This is a genomic window from Arthrobacter sp. UYP4 (genome assembly GCF_057291175.1).
In genome coordinates this window covers 1025253-1049760 of the sequence record NZ_JBXAVU010000001.1, presented here as the reverse complement: position 1 = coordinate 1049760, position 24508 = coordinate 1025253, and the positions used below count along the sequence as shown (strand labels likewise).

The window sequence follows — 24508 nt, the reverse complement described above, 5'->3', positions numbered from 1 at the left end:
GCCGCACATGGAGAGGAACACGTGCTGGTGGATCCGTGTCGGGGTGGGGTGGGTCAGGTTCGTTTGACGCCGGTGGTGGAGGTCCAGGTGAGGGTTCCGCGTTGGAAGCTCTGGGTGCATTTGGTGCGGGTGGGGCAGGTCTGGTTGGTGGTGGGGTAGCCGAGGGTTCCGTTCTCGGCGCCGGCCTTGCGGTAGGTGGTGCGGATGGGGCCGTTGGCGGTGATCCTGGCTCCGGTCTTGGAGCTCCAGAGGATCTCGCCGTTCTGGAAGGACTGGTAGCAGCCGTTGTCGCGCAGGCCGCAGATCTCGGCGGTCAGGGGGTAGCCCAGGGCGCTGTTCTCTGCGCCGGCCTTGCGGTAGGCGTTGCGGATGGAGCCGGAGGTGCTGAGCGTGGTTCCGGTGCTCGGGCTCCAGTAGATGTCGCCCCGCTGGAAGGACTGGTAGCAGCCGCCGTCGCGCAGGCCGCAGATCTCGGCGGTGACGGGGAAGCCCAGCTGGCCGTTCTCCGCTCCGAGGGATCGGTAGAGGTCGCGGATGCCGCCGGTCCTGCTGATGTTGGCTCCGGAGTCGCTGGACCAGAGGATCTCGCCGCCCTGGAAGGACTGGTAGCAGCCCTTGTCGCGGATGCCGCAGACCTGGGCGTTCACGGGGTAGCCCAGGAGGCTGTTCTCTGCTCCTGCCTTACGGTAGGCGGTGCGGATGGGGCTGTTGGAGATGATCTGCGCGCCGGTGGCGGGCGACCACATGATCTCGCCCGATGCGAAGGACTGGTAGCAGCCGCCGTTGCGCAGGCCGCAGGTCTCCTCGCCGGCGGGGAATCCGAGGGCGCTGTTCTCGGCGCCCGCGGCGCGGTAGGCGTTACGGATCCCGCCGGTCCTGGTGATGTGTGCTCCGGTCTCGGTGGAGGAGAGGATCTCCCCGTTCTGGTACGTCTGGTAGCACCCGCCGAGCTTGAGTCCGCAGATCTCCGCGCTGGTGGGGTAGCCCAGGATGCCGTTCTCCGCGCGTGCTGCCCGGTACGCGGTGCGGATCGGGCTGGCCTTGGAGATCTGGGCGCCCGTGGCCGAGGACCAGAGGATTTCTCCGTTCTGGAAGGCCTGGTAGCAGCCGCCGGCTTTGAGCCCGCAGGCCTCCGCGGCGAGGGGGAAGCCCAGTGCTCCGTTCTCGGCGCCGGCAGCACGGTACGCGGTGCGGATCACGCCGGCCTTGCTGATCGCGGCTCCGGAGGCCTTGGACCAGAACACCTCGCCCTTCTGGAAGGACTGGTAGCACCCGTTGTCGCGGATCCCGCAGACCTGTGCCGCGGTGGGGTAGCCCAGGGTTCCGCCTTCGCCGCCGGCTGCCAGCCATGCGGTGCGCAGCGGCCCGTTCAGGGAGATGACAGCACCCGTTGCACTGGACCAGATGACCGCGCCATTGGCGAACCCCTGGTAGCACCCTCCACCGGTCAGATCACACACGACACCGGAGCGCACCTCCCCGAGCCCGGACGAGGACGCGACAACCGCCGAGATAGCCGCCGCCGCCGGCGACGGAGTCGAATTCGGGGGAGTGATCGTCACGACGGCGCTTGCAGCGCCCGGGTCGGTCGTGGGGACCGACATCGAAGTGATCTCCACGCGTGTCCCCGTGTGGGTGGTGAACGTCTGTCCCGCCTTCCACGTCAGGGCACGGTTCGAGTAGCCGTACAGGCCGCTGTTGGGGGTGAGGACCACCGATGCGTTGCCGGCCCAGCCGAGGACGTCCTGCTTGGTGATCTTCACGCCCTGGTTGCCGCCCACGGCAGAGGTCCTGTCGTAACCGAGGGGCACGCGGAGCTCGAGGTAGTACACCTCCTTGCTCTTCGGGTCCACGAACTTCAGCGCCCGCTGCGTCTCGCTGCCGCTCCAGGGCTTCAGGGTGTACTGCTTCCGCTCCGACGGCGTCCCGATGTTGCGGATCTCCGAACCGGACCCGAAGCCGCCGTACTCCCAGAGGAAGGCATTGATCATCGGGGAGCTGACCTGGGCGTAGCCCATCATGTCGGACATGTCGCTGTACTCGGACGACCAGCAGCCCGAATCGCCCCAGGACGATCCGGTGCGTTCCGCGTCGAGCCGTCCGCCCGGGCAGGCGAGCGAGTTGGCGTGGTGCAGGCCGAGGACGTGGCCGAACTCGTGGGTCACGACGTTGTTGGTGAGCGCCGACGGGTAGGGCATGATCACGCGGCCGCTGGTGGAGCTGTCGGTGAAGCCGCCGCCCAGGATGCCCCAGGAGCCGTTGTAGTTGAGGTCGGCATGGGGGACGAAGATCACGAGGGACTCGTAGGGCCGGTACTGCCAGTTCAGTTCCCTCGTCACGGTCGCCATGATCGTCCCGTAGGAGTCGGTGATCCGCGCCGCCGACTTGTGCCGGTACTCGCTCACCTTCGTCATCGACAGGCGTCCTGCGGAGGCTGAATTCCAGTAGGCGTTCGCGCTCGTGATCGAGTTGCGGGCCGCCGTCATGTTGATCGCGTCGGTATCGGCAACTGTCTTCCCCGACAGTTGCACGGTGACCAGCGTGACCTTGAAGTCGCCGCTGCGCGGTGCGATCGCTGCAGACCCGGCGCTGCCGTCGAGGCCCAGGGGCGACGCCGACTTCATCGGGCTGACCGGCTGGGCGAAGTGCTCGCCGTACCGGGCGTTCGAATCCGGGTCCTCGAGCGGGTTCCACGTGAGGTCCGGGACGAAGGACGTGACCTCGTCCTGGGCTGCGGCGGGCGCTTCGGCGGTCGCAGCCGACGCCGGGGCGGGGACTGTCGGAGCCGGGGCGGGAACTGTGGGAGCCGGCGTCGTGGCGGCTTTCGTCCCGCTGTCGACGGTGGGCGCCGGCGCGACGGGTGCGGTCGTCACCGTCGGTGCGGCAGGCGCACTCGCCGGGCCGGTCGCGACTCGAGGGGCGGCCGGGACAGCCGGGGCGGCGGTCGCGGAAGGGGTCGGGGCCGTTACGGCGTCTGTTGCTACTGCGGGGACCGCGCTGCCCATGAGACCGAGGGACAGGAGGGCGGCACACAGGAGTCGAGCGGGGGAGGGCAGGGTCACGGGTTCTCCAGCAAAATCCGGGCGTCAGCCAGCGATTGAATCCCGAGAAGACTTACATAGCTGTTACGACTGTGACGGGGGTTTCGGATGTGAAACCAGAATCCTCGGTAAAACCTGCGCGTTCCGTGGTAATTCCACTGGGCGTGTCGTGCGGTTGCAGGCTCCCGCACGCTGTAGGGGCGGGAAACTGCGGTTATGCACATCTGCCGCACCGTCTAGTCGGGCGGGGCCGCCTTGAGTAGGGTGATTCGCAGCAGGAGCCGACCGGGCTCGACCATCACGCCAACGGCGGCGCGAAGGTACGCGGGGGATATCCATGGATGCTGTGCACGTGGTCGAGGGCGAGGTGCGGGAGCTCATCCGGAGGCGTGGGCTGGATCCCTCCCGCCAGGTCGACGAGGTGCAGCTCCTGGTCCGCGATGCCGTCGCCGATTACGAGGAACGCTCGGTCCTGGGGTTCCTCCCACCGTTGGGCCGGCTCGATGCCGCACGCAAGCAGATCTACGACGCCGTCGCCGGGTTCGGCGCCCTGCAGCCTTTCCTGGACGATCCCACGGTCGAGGAGATCTGGATCAATGCGCCGTCGGAGGTGTATGTCGCGCGGAACGGGGAATCCGAACTCACGGCGCTGTCGCTGAGCGAGCAGCAGGTGCGGGACCTCGTCGAGAAGATGCTGAAGTCGAGCGGCCGTCGCCTGGATCTGTCCTCGCCCTTCGTGGACGCCTCCCTCCCCGATGGGTCACGGCTGCATGTCGTGATCCCCGACGTCACCCGCAAGCACTGGTCCGTGAACATCCGGAAGTTCATCGCCCGGGCCTCCCGGCTGGAGCACCTGGTGGAATTGGGCACCCTGTCCCCACAGGCGTCGCGGTTCCTCGGAGCGGCCGTCGCGAGCGGCCTCAACATCCTCGTGTCCGGGGCGACCCAGGCAGGGAAGACGACGATGCTGAACTGCCTCGGTGCGTCGATCGGCCCCCGGGAGAGGGTCATCACGGTCGAGGAGATCTTCGAACTGCGATTGCCCCTGCGCGACGTGGTCGGCCTGCAATGCAGGCAACCCAATCTCGAGGGCCACGGTGAGATCCCCCTGCGCCGCCTCGTGAAAGAGGCACTGAGGATGCGGCCGGACCGGCTGGTCGTCGGCGAGGTCCGGGAGGCGGAGTGCCTGGACATGCTGATCGCGCTGAACAGCGGCCTGCCGGGAATGTGCAGCGTCCACGCCAACAGCGCCCATGACGCGGTCACGAAGATCTGCACGCTGCCGCTCCTCGCCGGTGAGAACATCTCGAGCAGTTTCGTGGTGCCGACCGTGGCCTCCTGCATCGATCTCGTGGTGCACTGCGCGCGGCTGACGGATGGTCGGCGCCGAGTCACGGAGATCATGGCCCTGGGCCGACGCGTCGAGAACGGTGTCATCGAGTCCTCCCATGTCTTCCGGCGGGTCGACGGGATTCTGGAACTGACGGCCAGCGGCATGCCGGCGGAGGAGAAGTTCGCCGCCGCGGGAGTGGATGTGTCGTCGCTGCTCGGAACCAACGCATGAGCACGGCGCTGGGGGTCGCCCTCGGTGCAGGGCTCTTCCTCGTCTGGTGGTCCTGCTGGGAACGACCGGCGAAGGCGCGATCAGTCCCGGTCCGGCGACGGCTGCTGGACGATCTCCTCCTGCGTGCCGGCGTCGAGCGGGTCTCCTCGAACGGGCTGATCGCGTCCTGCGCGGCGGTGGGCGTCGCCGTCCTGCTGCTCGGCTTCATCCTGACGGGATCCGCGCCGATCGCCCTGTGCTTCGCCCTGTTCGGCGCGTTCCTGCCGTTCTCGATCGTGCGGTGGCGGGCAGCGAAGCGCACCGCGTCACTGCGCGAGGTGTGGCCGGACGTGGTGGACCACCTCCGGTCCGCGATCCGCGCAGGGCTGTCGCTCCCGGAGGCGCTCATCCAGCTCGGCGAGAAAGGGCCGCTCGAACTGCGGCCGGCGTTCCGGGCCTTCGGGGCGGACTACCGGGCAGGAGGGCGGTTCGACGACGCGCTCAACCGGCTCAAGGAGCGGTTGGCGGATCCGGTGGCGGACCGCATCGTCGAGGCGCTGCGGATGACGCGGGAGGTCGGCGGATCGGACCTCGGCCGGCTGCTCGGCACCCTCTCCGAATTCCTGCGGGACGCCGCGCGGACGCGCAGCGAGCTCGAGGCCCGGCAGTCGTGGACCGTCAACGCGGCCCGCCTCGCTGTCGCCGCTCCCTGGTTCGTCCTCCTGCTCCTGTCGACCAGGCCGGAGGCCGTCCGGGCGTACAACTCCGCGGGCGGCGCGGTGGTCCTGCTCGGCGGACTCGTGGTCTCCGTCGTCTGCTACCGCATCATGCTCCGGATCGGCGCGCTACCAGAGGATCAGCGGGTCCTCCGGTGAATCCCGTCAGCGCCCTTGCCGCACTCTGCGGACTCGTGTTCGGTACGGGCCTATGGCTGGTCCTCGTGCGGCTTCCCGTCATGCGGGCGACGAGCCTGACGCAACGCGTCGCGCCACAGCTGCGCGCGGTCGATGTTCAGTCGCGCCTCCTGACGGATTCCCCGGCGAATGTCACGCCCTTCGGGCCGCTCGAGCGCATCCTCCGCCCACTGCTGGCGGACGCCGTGTCCTGGTCCCACCGTTTCAACCCGGCGTCGGCGACACTCGCACGCCGGCTGGCCCAGGCGGGCCGCGGCCAGACGACGACGGACTTCCGCGCCCAGCAGCTCCTCTGGGCGGCGGGAGGGCTGGCGGGCTCGACGCTCGTCATGGTCCTCCTCGCGGCGTCGGGGTCGGCCGATGTGCCGCTGGCCGTGATCATCGTCCTCGGCTGCGCGGTGCTGGGCTTCGTCGGGAGGGACCACGTCCTGTCGGCCGACATCAGGCGGCGCGAGACCCGCATGCTCGCCGAGTTCCCCAGTCTTGCCGAGCTGATGGCACTCGCCGTCTCGGCGGGCGAGAGCACGACGGGTGCCCTCGAGCGGATCTGCAGGACGGCGACCGGGGAACTCGCCGGCGAGTTCGCCCTCGTCCTGGCCGCCACGCGGGCGGGGAAGCCCCTCGTCGACGCCCTCCAGGAATTCTCCAACAGGACGCGCCTGGCCCCGCTCGCGCGATTCGTGGACGGCATCACCGTGGCCGTGCAGCGGGGGACACCGCTGGCCGATGTGCTGCGGGCCCAGGCCCAGGACGTCCGCGACCTCGCCAAACGCGAGCTGATGGAATCGGCGGGCAGGAAGGAGATCGCGATGATGGTCCCGCTGGTCTTCGGTGTGCTCCCGCTGACAGTCCTGTTCGCCGTCTATCCGGGGATCGCGCTCATCAATCTCGGTTTCTGATCCACCAACCACTCCATCGAAGGGGACGCCATGAAGATCCTGACCAGCGCACCGCGCATCGCCCTGCTGTTCCTCGCGGCAACTGCGGCACTGTTCCGGGCGACGGAGGATCGCGAGCGGGGGGATGTCCCGGGGTGGGTCATGATCACCCTGATGTCGGCCGTCCTCGTCGCCGCCCTGCTGGCGATCGCCGGTCCCGCGCTGGAGGGGCTGTTCAACCAGGCGATCGACCAGGTCTCCCCCTAGTGGTGCTGCGACACCGGAGGATGCCCCGGCACGACCCGGGCGATTCCTCGGATACCGAGCACGGCGCGGCCGTCGTCGATTTCGCACTGGTCGGCGGACTCCTGACCGTCGTGTTCATCGCCATCATCCAGCTGACCCTCGTGCTCCATGTCCGCAACACGCTCATCGACGCGGCCGCCTCGGGTGCTCGGTACGGCACACTCGCGGACCGGGACCCGCAGGACGCGGTGGGGCGCACCGAGCAGCTGATCCGCGGCTCACTGGCCGATGCATACGGGTCCGACATCTCGGTCGGGGAGAGCACCGTCAGCGGTGTCCGTACCCTCGAGGTGGTGGTCCGAGCGCCCCTGCCGGTCATCGGCCTGATCGGGCCGGCCGGAGTCCTGGAGGTACGCGGCCATGCCGCCCTTCCGTCGTGACCCGGCAACCGTCCCTGCCCAGGGCCGGCGTGGCACTCGGAGCGCTGCCTGGCCCGGAGGGTTGACGCGTGGCCGGACGGCGGGCCGGCGCCGGCACGAGGGGGAGAACGGCAGCGCCGTCGTCGAGTTCGTGTTCCTGGGCGTCCTGCTACTGGTGCCGGTCGTGTACCTCGTGCTGACCGTGGGCGCGCTGCAGGGTGGTTCGTTCGCCGTGGTGGGTGCCGCCGACCAGGCCGCGAGGGTGTACGCGGATGCACCGACCGCAGGGGCAGGGGATGCGAGGGCCCGCGAAGCCGTCCGGATCGCGTTCTCGGACTTCGGCTTCACGGCGGACCAGGCCGACGTCGACATCATCTGCAGCGAGGCGTGCCTCACGCCGGGTTCCACCGTGACCGTCGTGGTGCGCCTGGACGTCCCCCTTCCGTTGGTCCCCGCCATCGCGGGGTCCTCCCCGTCAGCCGCGACGGTGGACGCGACATCCACCTCGATCGTGGAGCGGTTCGGGTGATGCGGGCCCGGAGACCGGAGGCCACCCCGGCACCCGGCGCGGGGCGGTCCGACGACGGGCAGATCGGGATCCTCGTCATCGGCTACCTGCTGATCTCCCTGCTGGTCGTCACCGTCGTGCTCGCCGTGACCGCCGTATATATAGAGCACAAGAAACTGCTGTCGGCCGCCGACGGCGCCGCGCTCGCCGCAGCCGACGACTACAGCATCGACGTCCGCGTCGGAGCGTCGACGACGCCGCTCCCGGTCCTGCAGGACTCCGGCGTCGAGGACTCCGCCGCCGGCTACCTCTCGACCACCGGGGCCGACGCCCGCTTCGAGCAACTGGGCATCGATCCCGCCACGGGAGCAGCCGACGGGCGCACTGCCAGGGTCGTCCTCACCGCCGTCGTCCGTCCGCCGATCGTCAACCTCCTCGTTCCGGCCGGGATACCGATCATCGCCCAGGCCGATGCCCGTGCCGAGCTCACGCGCTGACGCGCAGCACGCCGCGTCGTCGCACCCACGCGGCCGGCCAGGGTGGAGCGCGGTCGCGGCGCGGGGCATGACGTAGGCTGGAAGAACCATGGCAACCACTGATTTTCCCGCAGAGATCCGCGCCCTCCGCGCGAAGTACCAGTCCATCGAGCAGGTCTCCGACGTCGAGGGGATCCGCAAGGACATCGATGAACTGAGCGAGGAAGCCGGTGCGCCGGACCTCTGGGACGATCCGGCGGCGGCGCAGAAGGTGACCTCCAAGCTGTCCCATCGACAGTCCGCCCTGGAGCGCCTCGAGACCCTGGAGAGCCGTATCGACGACCTCGAGGTCCTCGTGGAACTGGCGCAGGACGAGAGCGACGAGGACACCCTCGCGGAGGCCGAGAAGGAACTCGTGTCGCTGAGCAGGTCCCTCGACCAGCTGGAGATCGTGACGCTCCTCGCCGGCGAGTGGGACGAGCGCGAAGCCGTCGTCACCATCCGTTCCGGAGCCGGGGGAGTGGATGCCGCAGACTTCGCCGAGATGCTCCTGCGGATGTACCTGCGCTGGGCCGAGCGCCACGGCTACCCGACCTCGGTGCTCGACACGTCCTACGCCGAGGAGGCCGGCCTGAAGTCGGCGACGTTCGAGGTCAAGGCCCCCTACGCGTTCGGCACGCTGTCGGTCGAGGCCGGGACGCACCGCCTCGTCCGCATCAGCCCCTTCGACAACCAGGGCCGCCGGCAGACGTCCTTCGCGGCCGTCGAGGTCATCCCGCTGATCGAGCAGACGGACGTCATCGAGGTCCCGGACAACGAGATCCGCGTCGACGTCTTCCGCTCCTCCGGTCCGGGCGGACAGTCCGTCAACACCACGGACTCCGCGGTACGCCTGACCCACCTGCCCACAGGCACGGTGGTGTCCATGCAGAACGAGAAGTCGCAGATCCAGAACCGGGCCGCCGCCATGCGCGTGCTGCAGTCCCGGCTCCTGCTGCTCAAGAAGGAGCAGGAGGACGCGGAGAAGAAGGCGTTCGCGGGCGACGTGAAGGCGTCCTGGGGCGACCAGATGCGCTCCTACGTCCTCAATCCGTACCAGATGGTCAAGGACCTGCGCACCAACCACGAGGTGGGCAACACCTCGGCGGTGTTCGACGGCGAGATCGACGACTTCATCGACGCCGGGATCCGCTGGCGGACGAACAACCGCAAAGACGAAGCCTGAGCGGACGTACACCCGGCCCGACGCGCACCCGGCTCGACGCACGCACCCGGCCTGCTGTGCAGCCGGGCGTCGCCGCAGCCGGGACGGACGGCCGACCTAGGGAGCGGGCGTCGCCACCCGGGCCTCGCGGCGGACCAGATCCTGCAGGTACTGCCCGTAACCGCTCTTGAGGAGCTTCTCAGCGCGGACCATCAGTTCGTCGTCGGTCAGGAGTCCCCGTCGCCAGGCGATCTCCTCCGGCACCCCGATCTTCAGGCCCTGCCGGTGCTCGATGGTCCGTACGAACGTCGACGCGTCGTTCAGCGAGTCGAACGTGCCGGTGTCGAGCCAGGCCGTGCCGCGCGGCAGGACCTCGACCTTGAGCCGTCCCGCATCGAGATAGCTCCGGTTGACGTCCGTGATCTCCAGTTCTCCGCGGGCAGAGGGCTTCAGTCCCTTCGCGATGGAGATGACGTCGTTGTCGTAGAAGTAGAGGCCGGGCACCGCGTAGTTGCTGCGCGGCTCGGACGGCTTCTCCTCGAGCGACAGGGCCCTGAAGTCCTCGTCGAACTCGACGACGCCGTACTGACGCGGGTCGACCACGTGGTAGCCGAAGATCGCTCCGCCGTCGATGCCCGCGAAGCGGCCCAGGGTGGCGCCCATGCCCGGCCCGTAGAAGATGTTGTCGCCGAGGATCAGGGCGACGTCGTCGTTCCCGATGTGCTCCTCGCCGATGATGAAGGCCTGCGCCAGCCCGTCCGGCGCCGGCTGCGTCGCGTAGGTGATGTTCGCCCCGCACCAGGACCCGTCGCCCAGCAGGGTCTCGAACTGCACGGCATCCCTCGGGGTCGTGATGATCAGGATGTCCCGGATGCCCGCCAGGAGCAGCGTCGACAACGGGTAGTAGATCATCGGCTTGTCGTACACCGGCACGAGCTGCTTGCTGATGCCCAGGGTGATCGGATGAAGCCTCGAGCCGGTTCCGCCGGCCAAAATAATTCCGCGCATGGCTTCATTCTGGCGTAGTTCCCGACGGTCGTGCGGGTAGGGCCGGCTCGTGTCGCTGCGCGCTCCGCAGCGGCGGCACCCGCCGGCCCGGCAGGACCACCCGGCGATCAGGTGCGCGATGTGCGCCGGCGCCGTGCGCGCGACACACCGCCCGGGTGACGGGCGCTCCGTTGCGCCGTCGTTATAGTCGAGAAGCCGGCGCTCCCTTCCCCCAGCAAATGCCCGTGCCCGGCGCACACATGGGCGCAGAGTGATCATGATCAGATTCGACAACGTCACGAAGAACTACGACTCCAAGTCGCAGCCCGCCCTCGACGCCGTCTCCCTCGACGTCGACCGCGGCGAGTTCGTCTTCCTCGTGGGCGCCTCGGGCTCCGGCAAGTCGACTTTCATCCGCCTCGTCCTCAAGGAGGACCGGGCGTCGAGGGGCGCCGTCTACGTGGCCGGCCAGAACGTCGCGAACATCCCCTCGTGGCGCGTACCCCGGCTGCGGCGCGGCATCGGCGTCGTCTTCCAGGACTTCCGCCTGCTCCCCAACAAGACGGTGTTCGCCAACGTCGCCTTCGCGATGCAGGTCATCGGCAGGAGCCGCGCCGTCATCCGCGAGACCGTTCCCGACGTCCTCGCGACCGTCGGCCTCGAGGGCAAGAACAACCGCATGCCCCATGAACTCTCCGGTGGCGAGCAGCAGCGCGTCGCGATCGCGCGCGCCATCGTCAACCGTCCCGGCATCCTGCTGGCCGACGAGCCCACCGGCAACCTGGATCCGACGACGTCGATGGGCATCATGAAGGTCCTCGACAGGATCAACCAGAACGGCACCACGGTGGTCATGGCCACGCACGACGACGACATCGTCAACACGATGCGCAAGCGCGTCGTCGAACTCCGCAACGGATCCGTGGTGCGCGACGACGCCCAGGGCATCTACGTGGGCGAGACCGGGGTACTGACCGGATGAGGCTGGCCTTCATCCTGTCCGAGATCGGCTCGGGCATCCGCCGCAACCTGTCCATGGTCACCTCCGTGATCCTCGTGACCTTCATCTCGCTCACCTTCGTCGGCGCCGCCGGGCTGTTCCAGCTGCAGATCAACCAGATGAAGGGTTACTGGTACGACCGCGTGCAGGTCACCCTCTACCTCTGCGTCGACAACTCCTCGGAGACGAGCTGTGCTGCGGGGCCTGTCACCGACGAGCAGCGCGAGGCGATCCAGGCGAAGCTCGAATCCGAGCAGTTCGCGCCGTACGTGGACACCGTCACCTACGAGTCGCAGGAGGAGGCGCTCGGCCACTTCCGGGACCAGTTCGCGAATTCGCCGATCGTCGACTCGGTGACCGCCGACCAGCTGCCCGAGTCCTACCGGGTGAGCCTCGTGGATGCGGAGAAGTACGAGGTCATCGACGAGGCCTTCTCCTCGGAGCCCGGCGTGGATGCCGTGAGCGACCAGCGCGACTTCCTGGAGGCGATCTTCCGCTACATGAACTGGGCGTCCGTCGTCGCGCTCGTGATCGCCGGGATCATGACGTTCTGCGCGATCCTGCTGATCGCCACGACCATCCGGCTCTCGGCCTTCAGCCGCCGCCGCGAGACCGGCATCATGCGCCTCGTGGGCGCGTCGAAGGCCGTCATCCAGCTGCCGTTCATCCTGGAAGGAGTGATCGCCGCCGTTCTCGGGGCGGTCCTCGCGTCGGCGACGCTCTGGGCAGCGTCGAAGTTCGTGATCGACGGCTGGCTCGTCAACACCTTCCCGCAGACGGCGTTCATCTCGTCCCAGCAGGTACTGCTCCTGGTTCCCGCACTCATCCTGCTCGGGGCTGTCCTCGCAGGACTCTCCTCCCTGCTCACCCTCCGACGATACGTAAAGGTCTAACCGCATGCCGCTCAGCGCCAGGGGACACGTGCGCCCACCAGGAACCTGGTGGGCCCGGCAGGACACGAGGACCTTCGTCGTCCGCGGTACCGCAGGCACCTCGATCGCCCTCGTCGTCGCGCTCGCGCTCGGATTCAGCACGCCCGTCGTCGCGGACGAACTCGACGACCGCAAGAGTGCGCTCGAGAACGAGATCACCGAGGTCCAGCAGTCCATGGAGTACCTGGACGCCGACATCGCCGAGACGATCGGCGCGCTGAAGACCTACCAGGGGCAGTTGCCGGCGGCGCAGCAGTCCCTCGCCGATGCCCAGGGCAAGGTCGAGACCGCGGTGGGGGAGGTCGAGGCCCTCGCGGTCCGCGTGGATCTCGCACAGGAGACCAGGAACAAGATCACCGAGGAACTCCGCGCCGACCAGCAGGAGATGGAGGAGACCCGCGAGGTCATCGGCCAGATCGCCACCGAGGCCTACAAGAACGGCGGGATTCCCACCAACGTGTCCCTGCTCCTGGGTGCGGAGGGGGTCGAGGACTTCACCGAGTCGATGGATCTGGTGGACCAGGCCCTGCGCAGCCAGAACGCCGCCATGGAACGCCTGTCCGAGCAGAGCGCGACCAACGCCGACAGCAAGGCCCGCCTGGTCGCCGTCGAGGCCGAGATCACGAAACTCAAGGACCGGGCCGACGCGGCGCTCGCCGCCGAGCAGTCCGCCCGCGACGCCGCAGCGGGCGAGAAGGCGAAGGTGGACAAGCTCGTGGCGGACACCTCCGCCCTGTCGGCGACGCTGCAGGAGCAGAAGCCCGTGATCGAGGCGAAGCTGGCGAGCGTGGAGCAGGCCCAGCAGCAGGTGAACGCGGACATCGCCGAGCGGCAGCGCCGCCAGATCGAGGAGGCCCGCAAGGCGGAGGAGGCGCGCCTGAAGGCCGAGGCCGAGGCAGCGGCCCGCGCGGAGGAAGCGCGCCTGCGCGCGGAGGCGGAAGCTGCCGCAGCGGCGGAATCGGCACGGCTGGCAGCCGAGGCCGAGGCCGCCAACCGGCCGGCACCGGCACCTGTTGCGCCCGCCCCGGTGGCGCCCGTCGTCCCGCAGGTGCAGGCCCCGGTGGCCACGGCACCCAGCTCGTTCGGCCTGAACTCCCCGGTCAACGGCCCGATCTCCTCCGGGTTCGGCTGGCGTCCGACGCCGGTGGGGACCATCGACTTCAACGGCACGGGCGGCTACACGCACACGGGGATCGACTACGGTGTGGGCTGCGGGACGCCGCTCTACGCCCCCGCCGCCGGCGAGGTCTGGTACGCGGACTCGAACGTCCTGCCGGGCGCAGGCAATCGGATCGTCCTCAATCACGGCGTCCTGGGCGGCAACGCACTCGCCACGAACTTCTACCACCTGACGAGCTTCCTGGTCTCGCCGGGCCAGCGCGTCAGCGCCGGCCAGCTGATCGGCTACACGGGGACCACCGGCAATTCGACGGGCTGCCACCTGCACTTCGAGACGATGCTGAACGGCACACTCGTGGATCCGATCGGCCTGCTCTAGGTCGTAGGATGGAAGGCACTGTCCTCCCGCGGACCGCCGTCCGCAGCAGTGCCGCAAGAAGGAGTATCGCCGTGCCGAAGGAAAGTGGCCGGAAAGTGGTGGCCACCAATCGGAAGGCCTTCCACGACTACGCCGTGCTCGACACGTACGAGGCCGGCATCGCACTGATGGGCACCGAGGTGAAGTCGCTGCGCCAGGGGCGCGCCTCCCTCGTCGACGGCTTCGCGATCTTCTACGGCGACGAGCTCTGGCTCGAGGGCATCCACATCTCCGAGTACTCGCAGGGCAGCTGGACCAACCATGCCGCGCGCAGGAGGAGGAAACTCCTCCTGCACCGCGAGGAACTCACCAAGATCTCACAGAAGATCCGCGAGTCCGGCTTCACCCTGGTCCCTCTGCAGCTCTACTTCCTGAACGGCAGGGCCAAGGTCGAGATCGCGGTGGCCCGCGGCAAGCGTGACTACGACAAGCGCCAGACCCTGCGCGAGAAGCAGGACAACCGCGAGGCGCTGCGTGCCATGCGTGAGAAGAACCTGGGCGCGTGAGTGATGTCTTCTGGTCGGCGCAGGACGACGACGAGGAAGGCGAGCCCTCGGAGCTGAGGTACAGGCGGCCGTGGTGGGTGACCGCCGGCGCACTGGTCGACCTGCTCCTGCTGCTGATCGTGGTGCCCGCAGGAATCCTCTCCCTCCTCCCGTTCGTCTTCCTCGTCTACGTCTTCTTCGCGCAGGTCCTCGTCTGGATCTCCCCGGTGCTCATCCTGCTCAACGCGGCGATCTTCTGGTGGAGCTTCCGGCGGAAGCAGGCCGCGACCACGGCCCTGGCCGCACTCGGCATCGCCTTCGTCCTCCTCGCGTTCGTCGTCGTCCGGCTGTGGCAGTCGCCCGTCGTCGTCCTCGGACTCACGCTGGTGCGATAGGCGTTCTCCCTGGGCGAAGCGCCGAGCCGCACCCGGGCGGTGGGGTAGACTTGAGGAACCGTTTCGCCATCGGCGGGACGGCGCAGGGATCACTTGATAACTGAACATGGGGATGACAGGTTTCGACGATGTTAGTCGCGACAGGGGAAGCGGGCCGAGGATACAGGGTTATCTCGTAAACGCTCCTTGTAAAACAATAAGTGCCAAATCATCGCGCACTGACTTCGCTCTCGCTGCCTAGGCAGCCTAGCTAGTCCGTCAGACCGGGTTCGCTCTCGCCCCGGATCCTGGCGTCATTTAGAGGGCCACTGCTCCCGGTCCTCGTTGTAGGGACCGGGGGGACTCTTATACAACTGGGCTTGGCAGCCACTTGTTTGCACGATGGCTGGAGCCGAGAAAAACCGACGCAAACTGCGCCCGGAGAAGCCCTGACTACACTGCATCGGACGCGGGTTCAATTCCCGCCATCTCCACCACCACGAAGCGCCCCGCCGGTCATCGGCGGGGCGCTTCGTCGTGTCCACGGAACACCCTTCCGGGTCTTGTCGCTTCCGGTGGCCGGACCTACCCTTGACCTGATACTCGATGACCGGGGGCTACCCATGCGGCGTGTATTCGTGCATCTGCTCGTTCTGCTGTCCGCTGTGCTCCTCGCGGCCGGTGGCCTCACCACCGCACCCCCGGCTCAGGCGGCGACAGCCATCGAGGCGAAGTACGCAGAGCTCGGCGGCAGCGGCGGGAACCTCGGTGCGCCGACGAGCGCGGAGGTCTGCGGACTGCGGGGCGGAGGGTGCTACCGGAACTACCAGAGGGGCGCGATCGTCTGGTCGCCCGCCACCGGAGCCCAACCCTCCTGGGGTGCCATCCGCGAGACCTGGCGTTCCTACGGGTTCGAGACCGGCGGGCTCGGGTACCCGACCACGGGGGAGATCTGCGGACTGCGCAATGCAGGGTGCTACCAGAGCTTCCAGGGCGGGGCGATCGTCTGGTCTCCCGCCACCGGTGCCCGCATCAGCGTGGGTGGGATCCGTACCGCATGGGCCGCGTCGGGATTCGAGAACGGGGCACTGGGCTACCCGACCACGAACGAGGTCTGCGGGCTGCGCGGCGGCGGCTGCTACCAGAACTACCAGGGCGGGGCGATCATCTGGTCGCCCGCCACGGGAGCGAGGATCTCCATCGGCGGGATCCGGGCGGCGTGGGCCGCCACCGGCTACGAGAACGGTGCCCTCGGCTATCCCGTGTCGAACGAGTCCTGCTCCGGCGGCACCTGCAGCCAGGCCTACCAGCGGGGCAGGATCTCGTGGACCGCAGCCGGTGGGGCCCGCGTGTTCCGGGACATCGACGTCGCGGCGTCGGTCGTCGTCGTGGTCAACAAGCGGCGGCAGCTGAACCCGGCGCGTCACGTCCCCGGTCCGCTCGTGGACGTCGGGGGACCACTGCTCCGGAGCGACGCCGCCCAGCAGTTCTCCCGCCTCCTCGCGGACGCGCGGGCCGGCGGCATCGCCATGGTCCCGGTCAGCGGCTACCGCTCCTACGACACGCAGGCCTCCCTCTACGCCTCCTACGTCGGCCAGTACGGCCAAGCGGCGGCCGACCTGATCTCCGCCCGCCCGGGATTCAGCGAGCACCAGACCGGTCTCGCGATCGACATCGGCAACGCCAACGGGGCCTGCGGGCTGCAGGAATGCTTCGCAGGAACTCCCGCCGGAGCCTGGGCGGCCCAGAACGCCTGGCGCTACGGGTTCATCGTCCGCTACCCCCAGGGCCAGACCCCGGTCACCGGCTACGCGTACGAGCCGTGGCACCTGCGCTACGTCGGGTCGACGATCGCCTCGGAGATGCGCACCCACGGACTGCGGACGCTGGAGCAGTACATGAGCCTGCCGGCGGCGCCGTCCTACTGAGCACCTCCGGTGCACCGTCCTCTGCGCTTCTCCTGTACGCCGGAGCGCGAACTACACTTGGGCGATGAGCTGGACTGACAGGCCGCCGTCGTGGCTCCCGCCACTGCCGCCGCCCCATCGGGGACGGGCCCTGATCGTGGTCGGCTGGATCCTCGTCGGGGGGACGTTCGTGTACATCTTCGTCATGAGCTACCTGGGCGGCACGCACACACTCTTCACCCTGGTGCCACTGCTGCTCGGGCTCCTGTGCCTGATCGTCGGCCTGCTCCGGCGTGACACGCGCGAGCGGTAGGGCGTGCTTGCCGCCTACTTAGTTTCGCGATAGAAAGAATCATGACCTCCTCTCCACTCCATCTCTCGCGCGGCGGCACGAGCGTGGTGCTCGAGCCCCATCCGCACGTCCTGCCGGTCCTCGCCTACTGGGGTCCTGCCCTCGGTGACCTCTCCGCCGACGAGCTGTCCGCCGTCGTCGCCGCCCAGCAGCCGCAGCGCGTGTCCGGCGGCATCGACGTCCCGGCCCGGCTGACCCTCCTGCCCCTCGAGTCCGCAGGATGGCAGGGCACACCCGGCCTCACCGGGGACCGCGGGGGAGCCCACCTGTATCCGCGCTTCACGGTGGTCGCCGAGGAGTCCCGGCACGACGGCGGGGTGGTGATCGAGGCACGTGACGACGGCACCGGGCTCGCCCTGACCGTGCACGTGGGCCTGACCGCATCGGGCCTCCTCACCCAGCGGCTCGTCCTCACCAACACGGGTGACGACGAGTACGAGGTGCGTTCGCTCAGGACCTTCTTCCCGCTCCACCCCACCGCCGCGGAAGTCCTCGACACGACAGGCCGCCATCTCCGGGAGCGGTCGCCGCAGCGGCACGAGCTGACGACCGGCACCTATGCGCGGACGAGCCGACGCGGCCGCCCCGGTGCCGATGCGACGGTGCTCCTCGCGGCAGGGGCGAAGGGCTTCGGCTTCGAGCACGGCCTGGTGCAGGGCATCCACCTCGCATGGAGCGGCAACCAGGAGGTGCTCGTGGAGAAGACGCCGGCCGGGCAGGCGTTCCTGGCGGCGGGCGAGGTCCTGTCGCCCCGTGAGGTGGTGCTCGCACCCGGTGGGAGCTACTCCACGCCCGAGGCGATCGGCTCCTGGGGAGACGGCCTCAACGAACTGTCCGGCCGCTTCCACCGCGACGTCCGGTCGAGGGCGTCCCATCCGCAGCGTCCGCGTCCGGTCACCCTCAACACCTGGGAGGCCGTCTACTTCGATCTCGACCTGCCGCGCCTGCAGGCGCTCGCGGACCGCGCGGCCTCCCTCGGCGTCGAACGGTTCGTGCTCGACGACGGCTGGTTCCGCGGACGCCGCGACGACACGTCGAGCCTGGGGGACTGGTACGTCGACGAGACGGTGTGGCCCGACGGGCTGGCCCCCATCATCGACCACGTGCGGGGCCTGGACATGGAGTTCGGCCTCTGGTTCGAACCGGAGATGGTCAACCCCGACTCCGACCTGGCGCGGGCGCATCCGGACTGGATCCTGCAGCCCGAGGGACGCCTGCCGTTGCCCGGGCGGCAGCAGCAGGTCCTGAACCTGGGCCATCCCGACGCCTACGCGTACATCCTCGAACGCCTCGACGACATCCTGACCGCGAACGACATCGCGTACGTGAAGTGGGACCACAACCGGGACCTGCTCGAGGCGGCGGATGCCCGGACGGGGCACGCCGCCGTCCACCGGCACGTCGAGGCGCTGTACCGCCTGCTCGACGAACTGCGCCTCCGGCACCCCGGCCTCGAGATCGAGAGCTGCGCCTCGGGTGGAGCCCGCGTCGACCTCGGCATCCTCGCCCGGACGGACCGCATCTGGACCAGCGACTGCATCGATCCGATCGAGCGGCTCGTCAACCAGAAGTACACGGGCCTCGTGGTGCCGCCCGAACTGCTGGGGATGCACGTCGGCGGCCCGGTCTCCCACTCGACGGGGCGGGCCCATACGCTGCCCTTCCGGGCAGCGACCGCCATCTTCGGCCACTACGGCATCGAATGGGACATCTCCGACCTGACGGACGGGGAGTACGAGGTACTCGGGCGCTATGTCGGGCTCCACCGGTCCTGGCGCGACGACCTGCACCGCGGCGCCGTCGTGCACGCGGATCTCGTGGATCCCGCCATGGACCTGCGCGGTATCGTCTCCGAGGACCGGCAGCGGGCCCTGTTCGCCTACACGCTGACGGGCTCGAGCGCGAGCTACCCGCCCGGGCTGCTGACCTTTCCGGGGCTGGAGGCCGACACGCTGTACTCCGTGCAGCTCGCAGTCCCCGAGGAGGGACAGCCGGGGAACGGCCAGTCGGCGCTCGCCTGGCTCCGCTCGGCGCTCGACGGCGAACCGCTCCGGCTGTCCGGGCGGGTCCTGGCGCAGGCAGGCCTGCAGGCTCCCGTGCTGCTGCCCGAGCAGTCGCTCCTCATCGAGCTCCGCGCCGCGCGATCCTAGACCGGTCCCCGCCGGAGCGGGCGGGGCCCGCCTACGGCTCGTAGGTGAGGGTCCGCCCGTACAGGTCCAGCAGTGCGTCGCTGCCGCCGTCGCGCATGGCCCGTCGCTGGCGGTCGGCTCCCGTGCCCCTGTCCGCGATCGTCGCCAGACCGGCACGCACCCAGTCCGTGTCGCCCTCGGCGTCGAGGGCCGGGCCGACGTGCTCCAGGAAATCCGCGAGGAGCGCCCGGGCGGGCACGGGCTCCGCCGTGGAGAGATCCACGAGGGAGCCGGTGAGCCCGTCGCGGGCGGCCTGCCAGAGGGCGGCGTCCAGGAGTTCGGGATCCGGGACGAGCGGCGCGGCGTCCGCCTCCGCCTCGTGCAGGGCCGTGACGACGAGCGCACGCGTGAGTGCGCCGAGGAGAACGGAGTCCTGCGCCTCGAGCTGCACGTCGCATGCCCTGAGCTCGAGGGTGGGGTAGTGGTCCGACAGGCGTGCCACCCAGGTGAGGACCCCGCGGTCCAGGATCGCACCGCTCGCACCGAGGCGCGTGATGCGGCGCTCGTAGTCGGCCGCATCCGCGAACCACGGCGCCACGCCCTGGACGGCCCAGCGGCGGTAGTGCACCACGCGCCAGCTCCCGAAGCCGCTGTCCCGTCCCAGCCAGTAGGGCGAATTGACGCTGAGGGCGGTGAGCAGCGGGATCCAGGGACGGATGCGGTTGAGTGCCTGGACGCCGCGCTCGGGGTCGGGGATGCCGACGTGCACGTGCAGCCCGTTGACGAACTGGTCGCCCACGATGCCGGGGGCGCTGGCGCGCAGGTCCTCGTAGCGCTGCTTGTCGGTCAGTTCGGGATACGCCTGCCGCATCCAGGGCGAGGTCCCGGTGGCCGCGCCGAGGATCCCGGTGTCGGCCGCTGCGTCCGCGAGCTTCCTGCGGAAGTTCAGGAGTGACTCCTCGGCCTGGGTCAGCGTGTCGCACACAGGGGTGGCCGTCTCGATCTGGCAGGACAGCAGCTCGCGCTGGATGTCGTCCCTGCCGACCTCCGGCGTCGCTTCGAGCAACCCCTCCACCTCGTCGGCGCGGTGGGCGGGCAGCCCTGTCTCCGGTTCGAGGAGCAGGTACTCCTCCTCCAGTCCGAGAGTGGTCATGGATGGACTCCGTTCGTGAGGTTCAGCGGACGAGGCGGGCAGGGACGGCCGGGACTGCAGGCACGTGGCATGTTGACCAGTCTAGGAGCGGCACGGGGGAGGAGCGATCCGGCGCCGCGACAAGGACCCCGGGCCGGTCCCTCCTGCACCCGGTCCCGATCAGGAGGCCCCGGCGTCGATCGCGCAGTCCTGATGGGGGACGGTGCTCTCGATCCAGAGCGCTCCGGCCACGGCCGGATCGACGGCGAGGTCCCGGGAGGAGGCGGCCGTGCCGTGGCGGAGCTCCAGCTGGGACCCTGCGCGGCGGCGGGTCAGCTGCAGGTCGTCGTCGAGCGAGATGCCGCTGCGGTCGAGGAAGCGCAGCACCTCCGGGTCGTCGTCGCTCACGCGCACCAGCCTGCCGGCGTGTCCGTCGTCGAGCCTGTCGAGCCGGTGTGCCTTCGGGTACAGGACCGTGCCGTCCGCCGCCGGGATCGGGTCCCCGTGCGGGTCCCGGCGCGGGTGGCCCAGCTTCGCGTCGAGCCGCTCGACGAAGGCGTCGGAGACGGTGTGCTCGAGCAGTTCCGCCTCGTCGTGCACCTCGTCCCACCCGTAGCCCAGCGCGGTGACGAGGAATGTCTCGATGAGCCGGTGCCTGCGGACCATCGCGAGGGCCAGCGCCCGCCCGGAGGGTGTGAGGCCGATGGGCCCGTACTTGCGGTGGTCGGCGAGTCCGAGGTCCACCAGCTTGGCGACCATCCCGGTCACGGAGGAGTTGGCGACCGAGAGTCGCGTCGCGAGGTGCGTGGCCGTGACGGCGTCGCCCTGCCATTCGGTGAATGCGTAGATGGCCTTGACGTAGTCCTGCACGCTCGTGGATTCGATGCTGAGGACGGCGCCCCTGCGGCCCGCCATCAGGCGTCCCCTCGCACCGAAGGGCCGGACGCGGGCAGTGGGGGATCGGACGCGGACGGGGCCGTGCCGGAGCCGGCCTGCGCCGGGGCCGGGCCGGCGGCGGCTGCCCCGGTGCGGTTCCGTCCGGCCCGGGTGTGTCCGGTACGGGTCCGCGCGGCGGTGCGGCGCCGTCGTGCCTGCCAGATCACGCCGTCGGGACGCGCGAAGAGGTAGACCACGGCGAAGACGATCGCCTGGCAGAGCACCACGGCGGCGCCCGTGGAGATGTCGAGGTAGTAGCTGGCGTAGACGCCCGCCAGGGAGGCGGTGACGGTCAGCACGACGGCGATCACCAGCATGCGGTCGAAGCTGCGGGACAGCAGGAACGCCGTGGCGCCGGGTGTGATGAGCATGGCCACGACGAGGATGATCCCGACGGCCTGGAGCCCGACGACGACGGTGAGCGCGAGCAGGCCGAGCAGCAGTGCGGACAGCAGTCGTGTGTTGAGCCCGATCACGTGGGCGTGCGTGCGGTCGAAGGCGAGCAGGGTGAGGTCGCGCCGCTTGAACAGCAGGATGGCGAGGGTCAGCAGGCCCAGGAGGAGGACCTGCCACACGTCACCGGCGGACACGCCGAGGACGTTGCCGAAGAGGATGTGCATCAGGTCGATCTGCGACGGCGTGGCGGAGACGATGGCCAGCCCGGTGGCGAACAGCGCGGTGAACACCACGCCGATCACGGTGTCCGCCTTCAGCTTGGTGGTGGACCGGACGATCCCGATGAGCGCCACCGCCCCCGCGCCGAAGACGAAGGCGCCGATGGAGAAGGGGATGCCGAGGATGTAGGCGAGGGCCACCCCGGGCAGGACGGCGTGGGACACGGCATCGCCCATGAGCGACCACCCCATGAGGATGAGCCAGCAGGAGAGGACGGCGGCCACGACGGCGGCGGCGAGGGTGACGGCGAGGGCCCGGGTGAGGAAGCCGTACTGCAGGGGCTCGAGCAGGAAGGTGATGATCTCCATGGTCAGGACCCCCCGTCCGGAGCGGCGGAGGCGGCGGAGCGCACCGTCGTGGTGGACGGCGCGGGACCGAAGGCGCGTGCCAGGTTCCCGTGGGTCAGCACGAGCGAGGGATCGCCCTGCGCGAGCACGCGACGGTGCAGGAGGACCGCTTCGTCGCACAGCTCGGGCACGCCCGCGAGGTCGTGGGTCGACACCAGCACCGACCGCCCTTCGTCCCGCAGTGTCTTCAGGAGTGCGGTCATGGTGCGCTCGCTCGCCTGGTCGACACCGGCGAAGGGCTCGTCGAGCAGCAGCAGCCGCGCGTCCTGGGCGATGCTGCGGGCGATGAAGACCCGCTTGCGCTGGCCACCCGACAACTGGCCGATCTGGCGCCTCCTGAGGTCGGCCAGGCCCACGCGTCCGAGCGCGTCCTCGACGGCCGCGCGGTCCGGTGCGCGCAGACGGCGGGAGGGCCCGAGCCGCCCGTACAGGCCCATGGCGACGACGTCGGAGACGGAGACGGGGAAGGTCCAGTCCACCTCCTCGGCCTGCGGCATGTAGGCCACGAGGCCCTGCTTCCGGGCGCTCGCAGCGGACCTGCCGAACAGCTCGACGCTTCCGGTCCCCGGGGCCAGCAGCCCCATGAGCGCCTTGAACAGCGTCGACTTGCCCGAGCCGTTGACGCCGATGAGTCCGCAGATCCGTGCCGCGTCGAGGGTCATGGAGACGTCGTCGAGCGCCTGGACCTCCCCGTAGCGCACCCCGAGGTTGCGGACGTCGAGTGCGCGCAGGGTGGACGGGGCGGCAGAGGCCGTCATCGCGAGAGTCCTTCCGTGATCGTCTCGAGGTCGTGGCGGATGAGATCGACGAACGTCGGCACCGGCCCATCGGCTTCCGACAGCGAGTCGACGTAGAGCATGCCGCCGAGTTCCGTGCCCGTGGCGAGGGCGACCTGCTCCTGCGCCGAGGGATTGACCGTCGATTCGCAGAAGACGGTCGGCACGTCGTTCTCCTCGACGAATCCGATGACGTCCCTGATCTGCCGCGGGGTGCCCTCGGCGTCCGCGTTGACCGGCCAGAGGAAGGCCTCCTCCAGGCCGGCGTCCCGTGCGAGGTACGAGAAGGCACCCTCGCAGGTCACGAGTGCGGCGACGTCGAGGGCGGCGAGCTCCTCGCGGAACCCCGCGAGGAGCCCTGCGAGCTCCCCCTTCAGCCGGCGGCCGTTGGCCTCGAAGTCGGCGGTGTGCTCCGGAGCCAGGCCGGCGAGCGCCGCCACGGTGTTGTCGACATAGGTCTGCGCCGCGAGGGGCGACATCCAGGCGTGCGGGTTCGCCCGGCCGGTGTAGTCCCCTGAGCGGATGTCGACCGGTTCGACGCCGTCCGACAGCACCACGTGCGGGGCGTCGACGGAGTACAGGAAGCGCTCGAACCAGCGCTCGAGGCCGAGCCCGTTGTCCAGGATGAGGTCCGCGTCCTGTGCCCGGACGAGATCGGAGGGCGTCGGCTCGTAGCCGTGGATCTCGGCGCCGATCTTCGTGATCGACTCCACGCGGACGTGCCCTCCACCGACCGTGTCGGCGAGGTCGGCGAGCACGGAGAAGGTCGTGAGGACCAGGGGTCGTGCGTCCGTCCCGGCGGCCGGCGCCGTATCGACGGCGCAGCCCCCGAGCAGGAACGCCGCGGCGACGCACCACGCGGTCGCCGCGGGGTGCGTCCGTCCGCACTGGGTGGGAGGCATACCTAAAAGTAGCGTTTAGGCATGCCGAAATCTAGGGGGTCGACAGGGAGGCGCGCCATGCGTGGGTGTAGTACGGGATCCTGATGGTGGCCGCCGGGTCGTAGGCGAGGTAGTCGGTGAGGTACCAGCGCAGATTCGACTCCATGCGCGCCCGGAGCGCCGGTGTGGCGCGCTGGTAGTAGCTCCGCGACCTCGCGAGGTCGAGGACGTCGGCGACCGGCAGCTCCTGGGCCCAGTGCACCACGAGGTCCTCCGGCGGCCCGAAGGCGGCGCCGAGGTCGGGCCGGTACGCGGGCGAGTAGACGTCCCCCGCATGCATGATGCGGGACAGGCGGTGCACCCAGGGGAGCGAGACGTCGAGCTGGTTCCACACCAGTGCCAGGCGTCCGCCCGGCACCAGGACCCGAGCGGCCTCGCGGAGCGCGGCGGGGTGGTCGCACCAGTGCCAGGTCTGCGCCAGCGTGAGCAGGTCGACGGACCTGTCGGGCAGTGTGGACTCCTCCGCGGTGCCCTGCACCACGGGTACACCGGGCAGGCGCGCCGAGAGGACGGCCAGCATGTCCTCGGACGGGTCGACTGCCGTCACCTCGAGTCCGCGCTGCGCCAGGAGGGCCGTGAAGAGACCGGTCCCGGCGCCGATGTCCGCCGCGCGACGGGCGTTCTCCGGCACGATCCAGTCCGCGACCGGTGCGGGATACCCGGGACGGACACGGTCGTAGCGGCCTGCTCCGGAGAGGTAGGCGCGCGCCATCTCCAGGCGCCGTTGCTCGTCGAGCCGAGGGCCGGAACTCACCGGATGGCCTGCGGC

General features: G+C 69.6%; 23 protein-coding genes, 1 other RNA gene and 1 pseudogene. 17 read left to right on the top strand and 8 right to left on the bottom strand.

The window, feature by feature from the left end:
- Nucleotides 1–53 precede the first annotated feature (53 nt).
- Nucleotides 54–2873, bottom strand: coding sequence for a hypothetical protein (locus AC0Z9V_RS04945; RefSeq protein WP_485140895.1), 2820 nt, complete (start codon nucleotides 2871–2873; stop codon nucleotides 54–56).
- Nucleotides 2874–3378: 505 nt separating this feature from the next.
- Here AC0Z9V_RS04945 and AC0Z9V_RS04940 point away from each other — a divergent pair.
- From AC0Z9V_RS04940 to prfB, 8 genes are all read left to right on the top strand, one after another.
- Nucleotides 3379–4605, top strand: a complete 1227-nt coding sequence (locus tag AC0Z9V_RS04940; RefSeq protein WP_459269528.1) for a TadA family conjugal transfer-associated ATPase — start codon at nucleotides 3379–3381, stop codon at nucleotides 4603–4605.
- On the top strand, nucleotides 4602–5459 hold the full coding sequence (locus AC0Z9V_RS04935) for a type II secretion system F family protein (protein ID WP_485140894.1): 858 nt from the start codon (nucleotides 4602–4604) through the stop codon (nucleotides 5457–5459). Before AC0Z9V_RS04940 ends, AC0Z9V_RS04935 begins: the two co-directional genes overlap by 4 nt.
- Nucleotides 5456–6397, top strand: coding sequence for a type II secretion system F family protein (locus tag AC0Z9V_RS04930; protein WP_244186265.1), 942 nt, complete (start codon nucleotides 5456–5458; stop codon nucleotides 6395–6397). The genes AC0Z9V_RS04935 and AC0Z9V_RS04930 overlap by 4 nt, the downstream gene beginning before the upstream one ends.
- Before the next feature lie 30 nt (nucleotides 6398–6427).
- Entirely contained in the window at nucleotides 6428–6643 is a 216-nt protein-coding gene (locus tag AC0Z9V_RS04925; protein ID WP_133080908.1) for a hypothetical protein, read from the top strand.
- A gap of 20 nt (nucleotides 6644–6663) precedes the next feature.
- Nucleotides 6664–7062: a TadE family protein gene (locus AC0Z9V_RS04920; protein ID WP_133080907.1), complete on the top strand. Its 399-nt coding sequence runs from the start codon at nucleotides 6664–6666 to the stop codon at nucleotides 7060–7062.
- 61 nt (nucleotides 7063–7123) lie between these two features.
- Nucleotides 7124–7570, top strand: coding sequence for a hypothetical protein (locus AC0Z9V_RS04915; RefSeq protein WP_208741537.1), 447 nt, complete (start codon nucleotides 7124–7126; stop codon nucleotides 7568–7570).
- On the top strand, nucleotides 7570–8046 hold the full coding sequence (locus tag AC0Z9V_RS04910) for a pilus assembly protein TadG-related protein (protein ID WP_485140893.1): 477 nt from the start codon (nucleotides 7570–7572) through the stop codon (nucleotides 8044–8046). Before AC0Z9V_RS04915 ends, AC0Z9V_RS04910 begins: the two co-directional genes overlap by 1 nt.
- Nucleotides 8047–8134: 88 nt before the next feature.
- Entirely contained in the window at nucleotides 8135–9250 is a 1116-nt protein-coding gene (gene prfB, locus AC0Z9V_RS04905; RefSeq protein WP_485140892.1) for a peptide chain release factor 2, read from the top strand.
- Between the two features lie 96 nt (nucleotides 9251–9346).
- Here prfB and rfbA read toward each other — a convergent pair whose 3' ends face one another.
- A complete protein-coding gene (gene rfbA, locus AC0Z9V_RS04900; protein ID WP_459269532.1) occupies nucleotides 9347–10237 on the bottom strand; it encodes a glucose-1-phosphate thymidylyltransferase RfbA in 891 nt (296 codons plus the stop codon).
- A gap of 256 nt (nucleotides 10238–10493) precedes the next feature.
- Here rfbA and ftsE point away from each other — a divergent pair, with 256 nt between their 5' ends.
- The 9 genes from ftsE (at nucleotide 10494) to AC0Z9V_RS04855 (ending at nucleotide 18953) form a co-directional block, all read left to right on the top strand.
- Nucleotides 10494–11198, top strand: a complete 705-nt coding sequence (ftsE, locus tag AC0Z9V_RS04895; RefSeq protein WP_133080903.1) for a cell division ATP-binding protein FtsE — start codon at nucleotides 10494–10496, stop codon at nucleotides 11196–11198.
- Nucleotides 11195–12109: a permease-like cell division protein FtsX gene (ftsX, locus tag AC0Z9V_RS04890; protein ID WP_485140891.1), complete on the top strand. Its 915-nt coding sequence runs from the start codon at nucleotides 11195–11197 to the stop codon at nucleotides 12107–12109. Before ftsE ends, ftsX begins: the two co-directional genes overlap by 4 nt.
- A 28-nt stretch (nucleotides 12110–12137) precedes the next feature.
- A complete protein-coding gene (locus tag AC0Z9V_RS04885) occupies nucleotides 12138–13646 on the top strand; it encodes a peptidoglycan DD-metalloendopeptidase family protein (protein WP_485140890.1) in 1509 nt (502 codons plus the stop codon).
- Between the two features lie 71 nt (nucleotides 13647–13717).
- Entirely contained in the window at nucleotides 13718–14191 is a 474-nt protein-coding gene (gene smpB / locus AC0Z9V_RS04880) for an SsrA-binding protein SmpB (RefSeq protein WP_133080900.1), read from the top strand.
- Entirely contained in the window at nucleotides 14188–14565 is a 378-nt protein-coding gene (locus AC0Z9V_RS04875; protein ID WP_133080899.1) for a hypothetical protein, read from the top strand. Before smpB ends, AC0Z9V_RS04875 begins: the two co-directional genes overlap by 4 nt.
- Nucleotides 14566–14673: 108 nt before the next feature.
- Nucleotides 14674–15041: a transfer-messenger RNA gene (gene ssrA, locus AC0Z9V_RS04870) on the top strand.
- Nucleotides 15042–15182: 141 nt separating this feature from the next.
- Nucleotides 15183–16472: a D-alanyl-D-alanine carboxypeptidase family protein gene (locus AC0Z9V_RS04865; RefSeq protein WP_485140889.1), complete on the top strand. Its 1290-nt coding sequence runs from the start codon at nucleotides 15183–15185 to the stop codon at nucleotides 16470–16472.
- A gap of 64 nt (nucleotides 16473–16536) precedes the next feature.
- Nucleotides 16537–16764, top strand: coding sequence for a hypothetical protein (locus AC0Z9V_RS04860; protein ID WP_485140888.1), 228 nt, complete (start codon nucleotides 16537–16539; stop codon nucleotides 16762–16764).
- 41 nt (nucleotides 16765–16805) lie between these two features.
- Complete coding sequence (locus AC0Z9V_RS04855) at nucleotides 16806–18953, top strand: alpha-galactosidase (protein ID WP_485140887.1); 2148 nt, start codon at nucleotides 16806–16808, stop codon at nucleotides 18951–18953.
- Nucleotides 18954–18984: 31 nt separating this feature from the next.
- Here the strand turns inward: AC0Z9V_RS04855 and AC0Z9V_RS04850 are convergent, their stop codons facing one another.
- From AC0Z9V_RS04850 to AC0Z9V_RS04825, 6 genes and pseudogenes are all read right to left on the bottom strand, one after another.
- Nucleotides 18985–20085, bottom strand: coding sequence for a carboxylate-amine ligase (locus AC0Z9V_RS04850; RefSeq protein WP_133080895.1), 1101 nt, complete (start codon nucleotides 20083–20085; stop codon nucleotides 18985–18987).
- A gap of 159 nt (nucleotides 20086–20244) precedes the next feature.
- Nucleotides 20245–20979, bottom strand: a complete 735-nt coding sequence (locus AC0Z9V_RS04845; RefSeq protein ID WP_485140886.1) for a metal-dependent transcriptional regulator — start codon at nucleotides 20977–20979, stop codon at nucleotides 20245–20247.
- Between the two features lie 146 nt (nucleotides 20980–21125).
- Nucleotides 21126–21983: pseudogene (locus AC0Z9V_RS04840) on the bottom strand (metal ABC transporter permease); the annotation flags it as partial.
- Nucleotides 21984–21985: 2 nt separating this feature from the next.
- Complete coding sequence (locus AC0Z9V_RS04835) at nucleotides 21986–22780, bottom strand: metal ABC transporter ATP-binding protein (RefSeq protein WP_485140885.1); 795 nt, start codon at nucleotides 22778–22780, stop codon at nucleotides 21986–21988.
- Nucleotides 22777–23700 (bottom strand): metal ABC transporter substrate-binding protein, encoded by a 924-nt coding sequence (locus tag AC0Z9V_RS04830; protein WP_485140884.1) that lies wholly within the window; start codon nucleotides 23698–23700, stop codon nucleotides 22777–22779. The genes AC0Z9V_RS04835 and AC0Z9V_RS04830 overlap by 4 nt, the downstream gene beginning before the upstream one ends.
- 31 nt (nucleotides 23701–23731) lie before the next feature.
- Nucleotides 23732–24493, bottom strand: a complete 762-nt coding sequence (locus AC0Z9V_RS04825; RefSeq protein WP_485140883.1) for a class I SAM-dependent methyltransferase — start codon at nucleotides 24491–24493, stop codon at nucleotides 23732–23734.
- Nucleotides 24494–24508 lie beyond the last annotated feature (15 nt).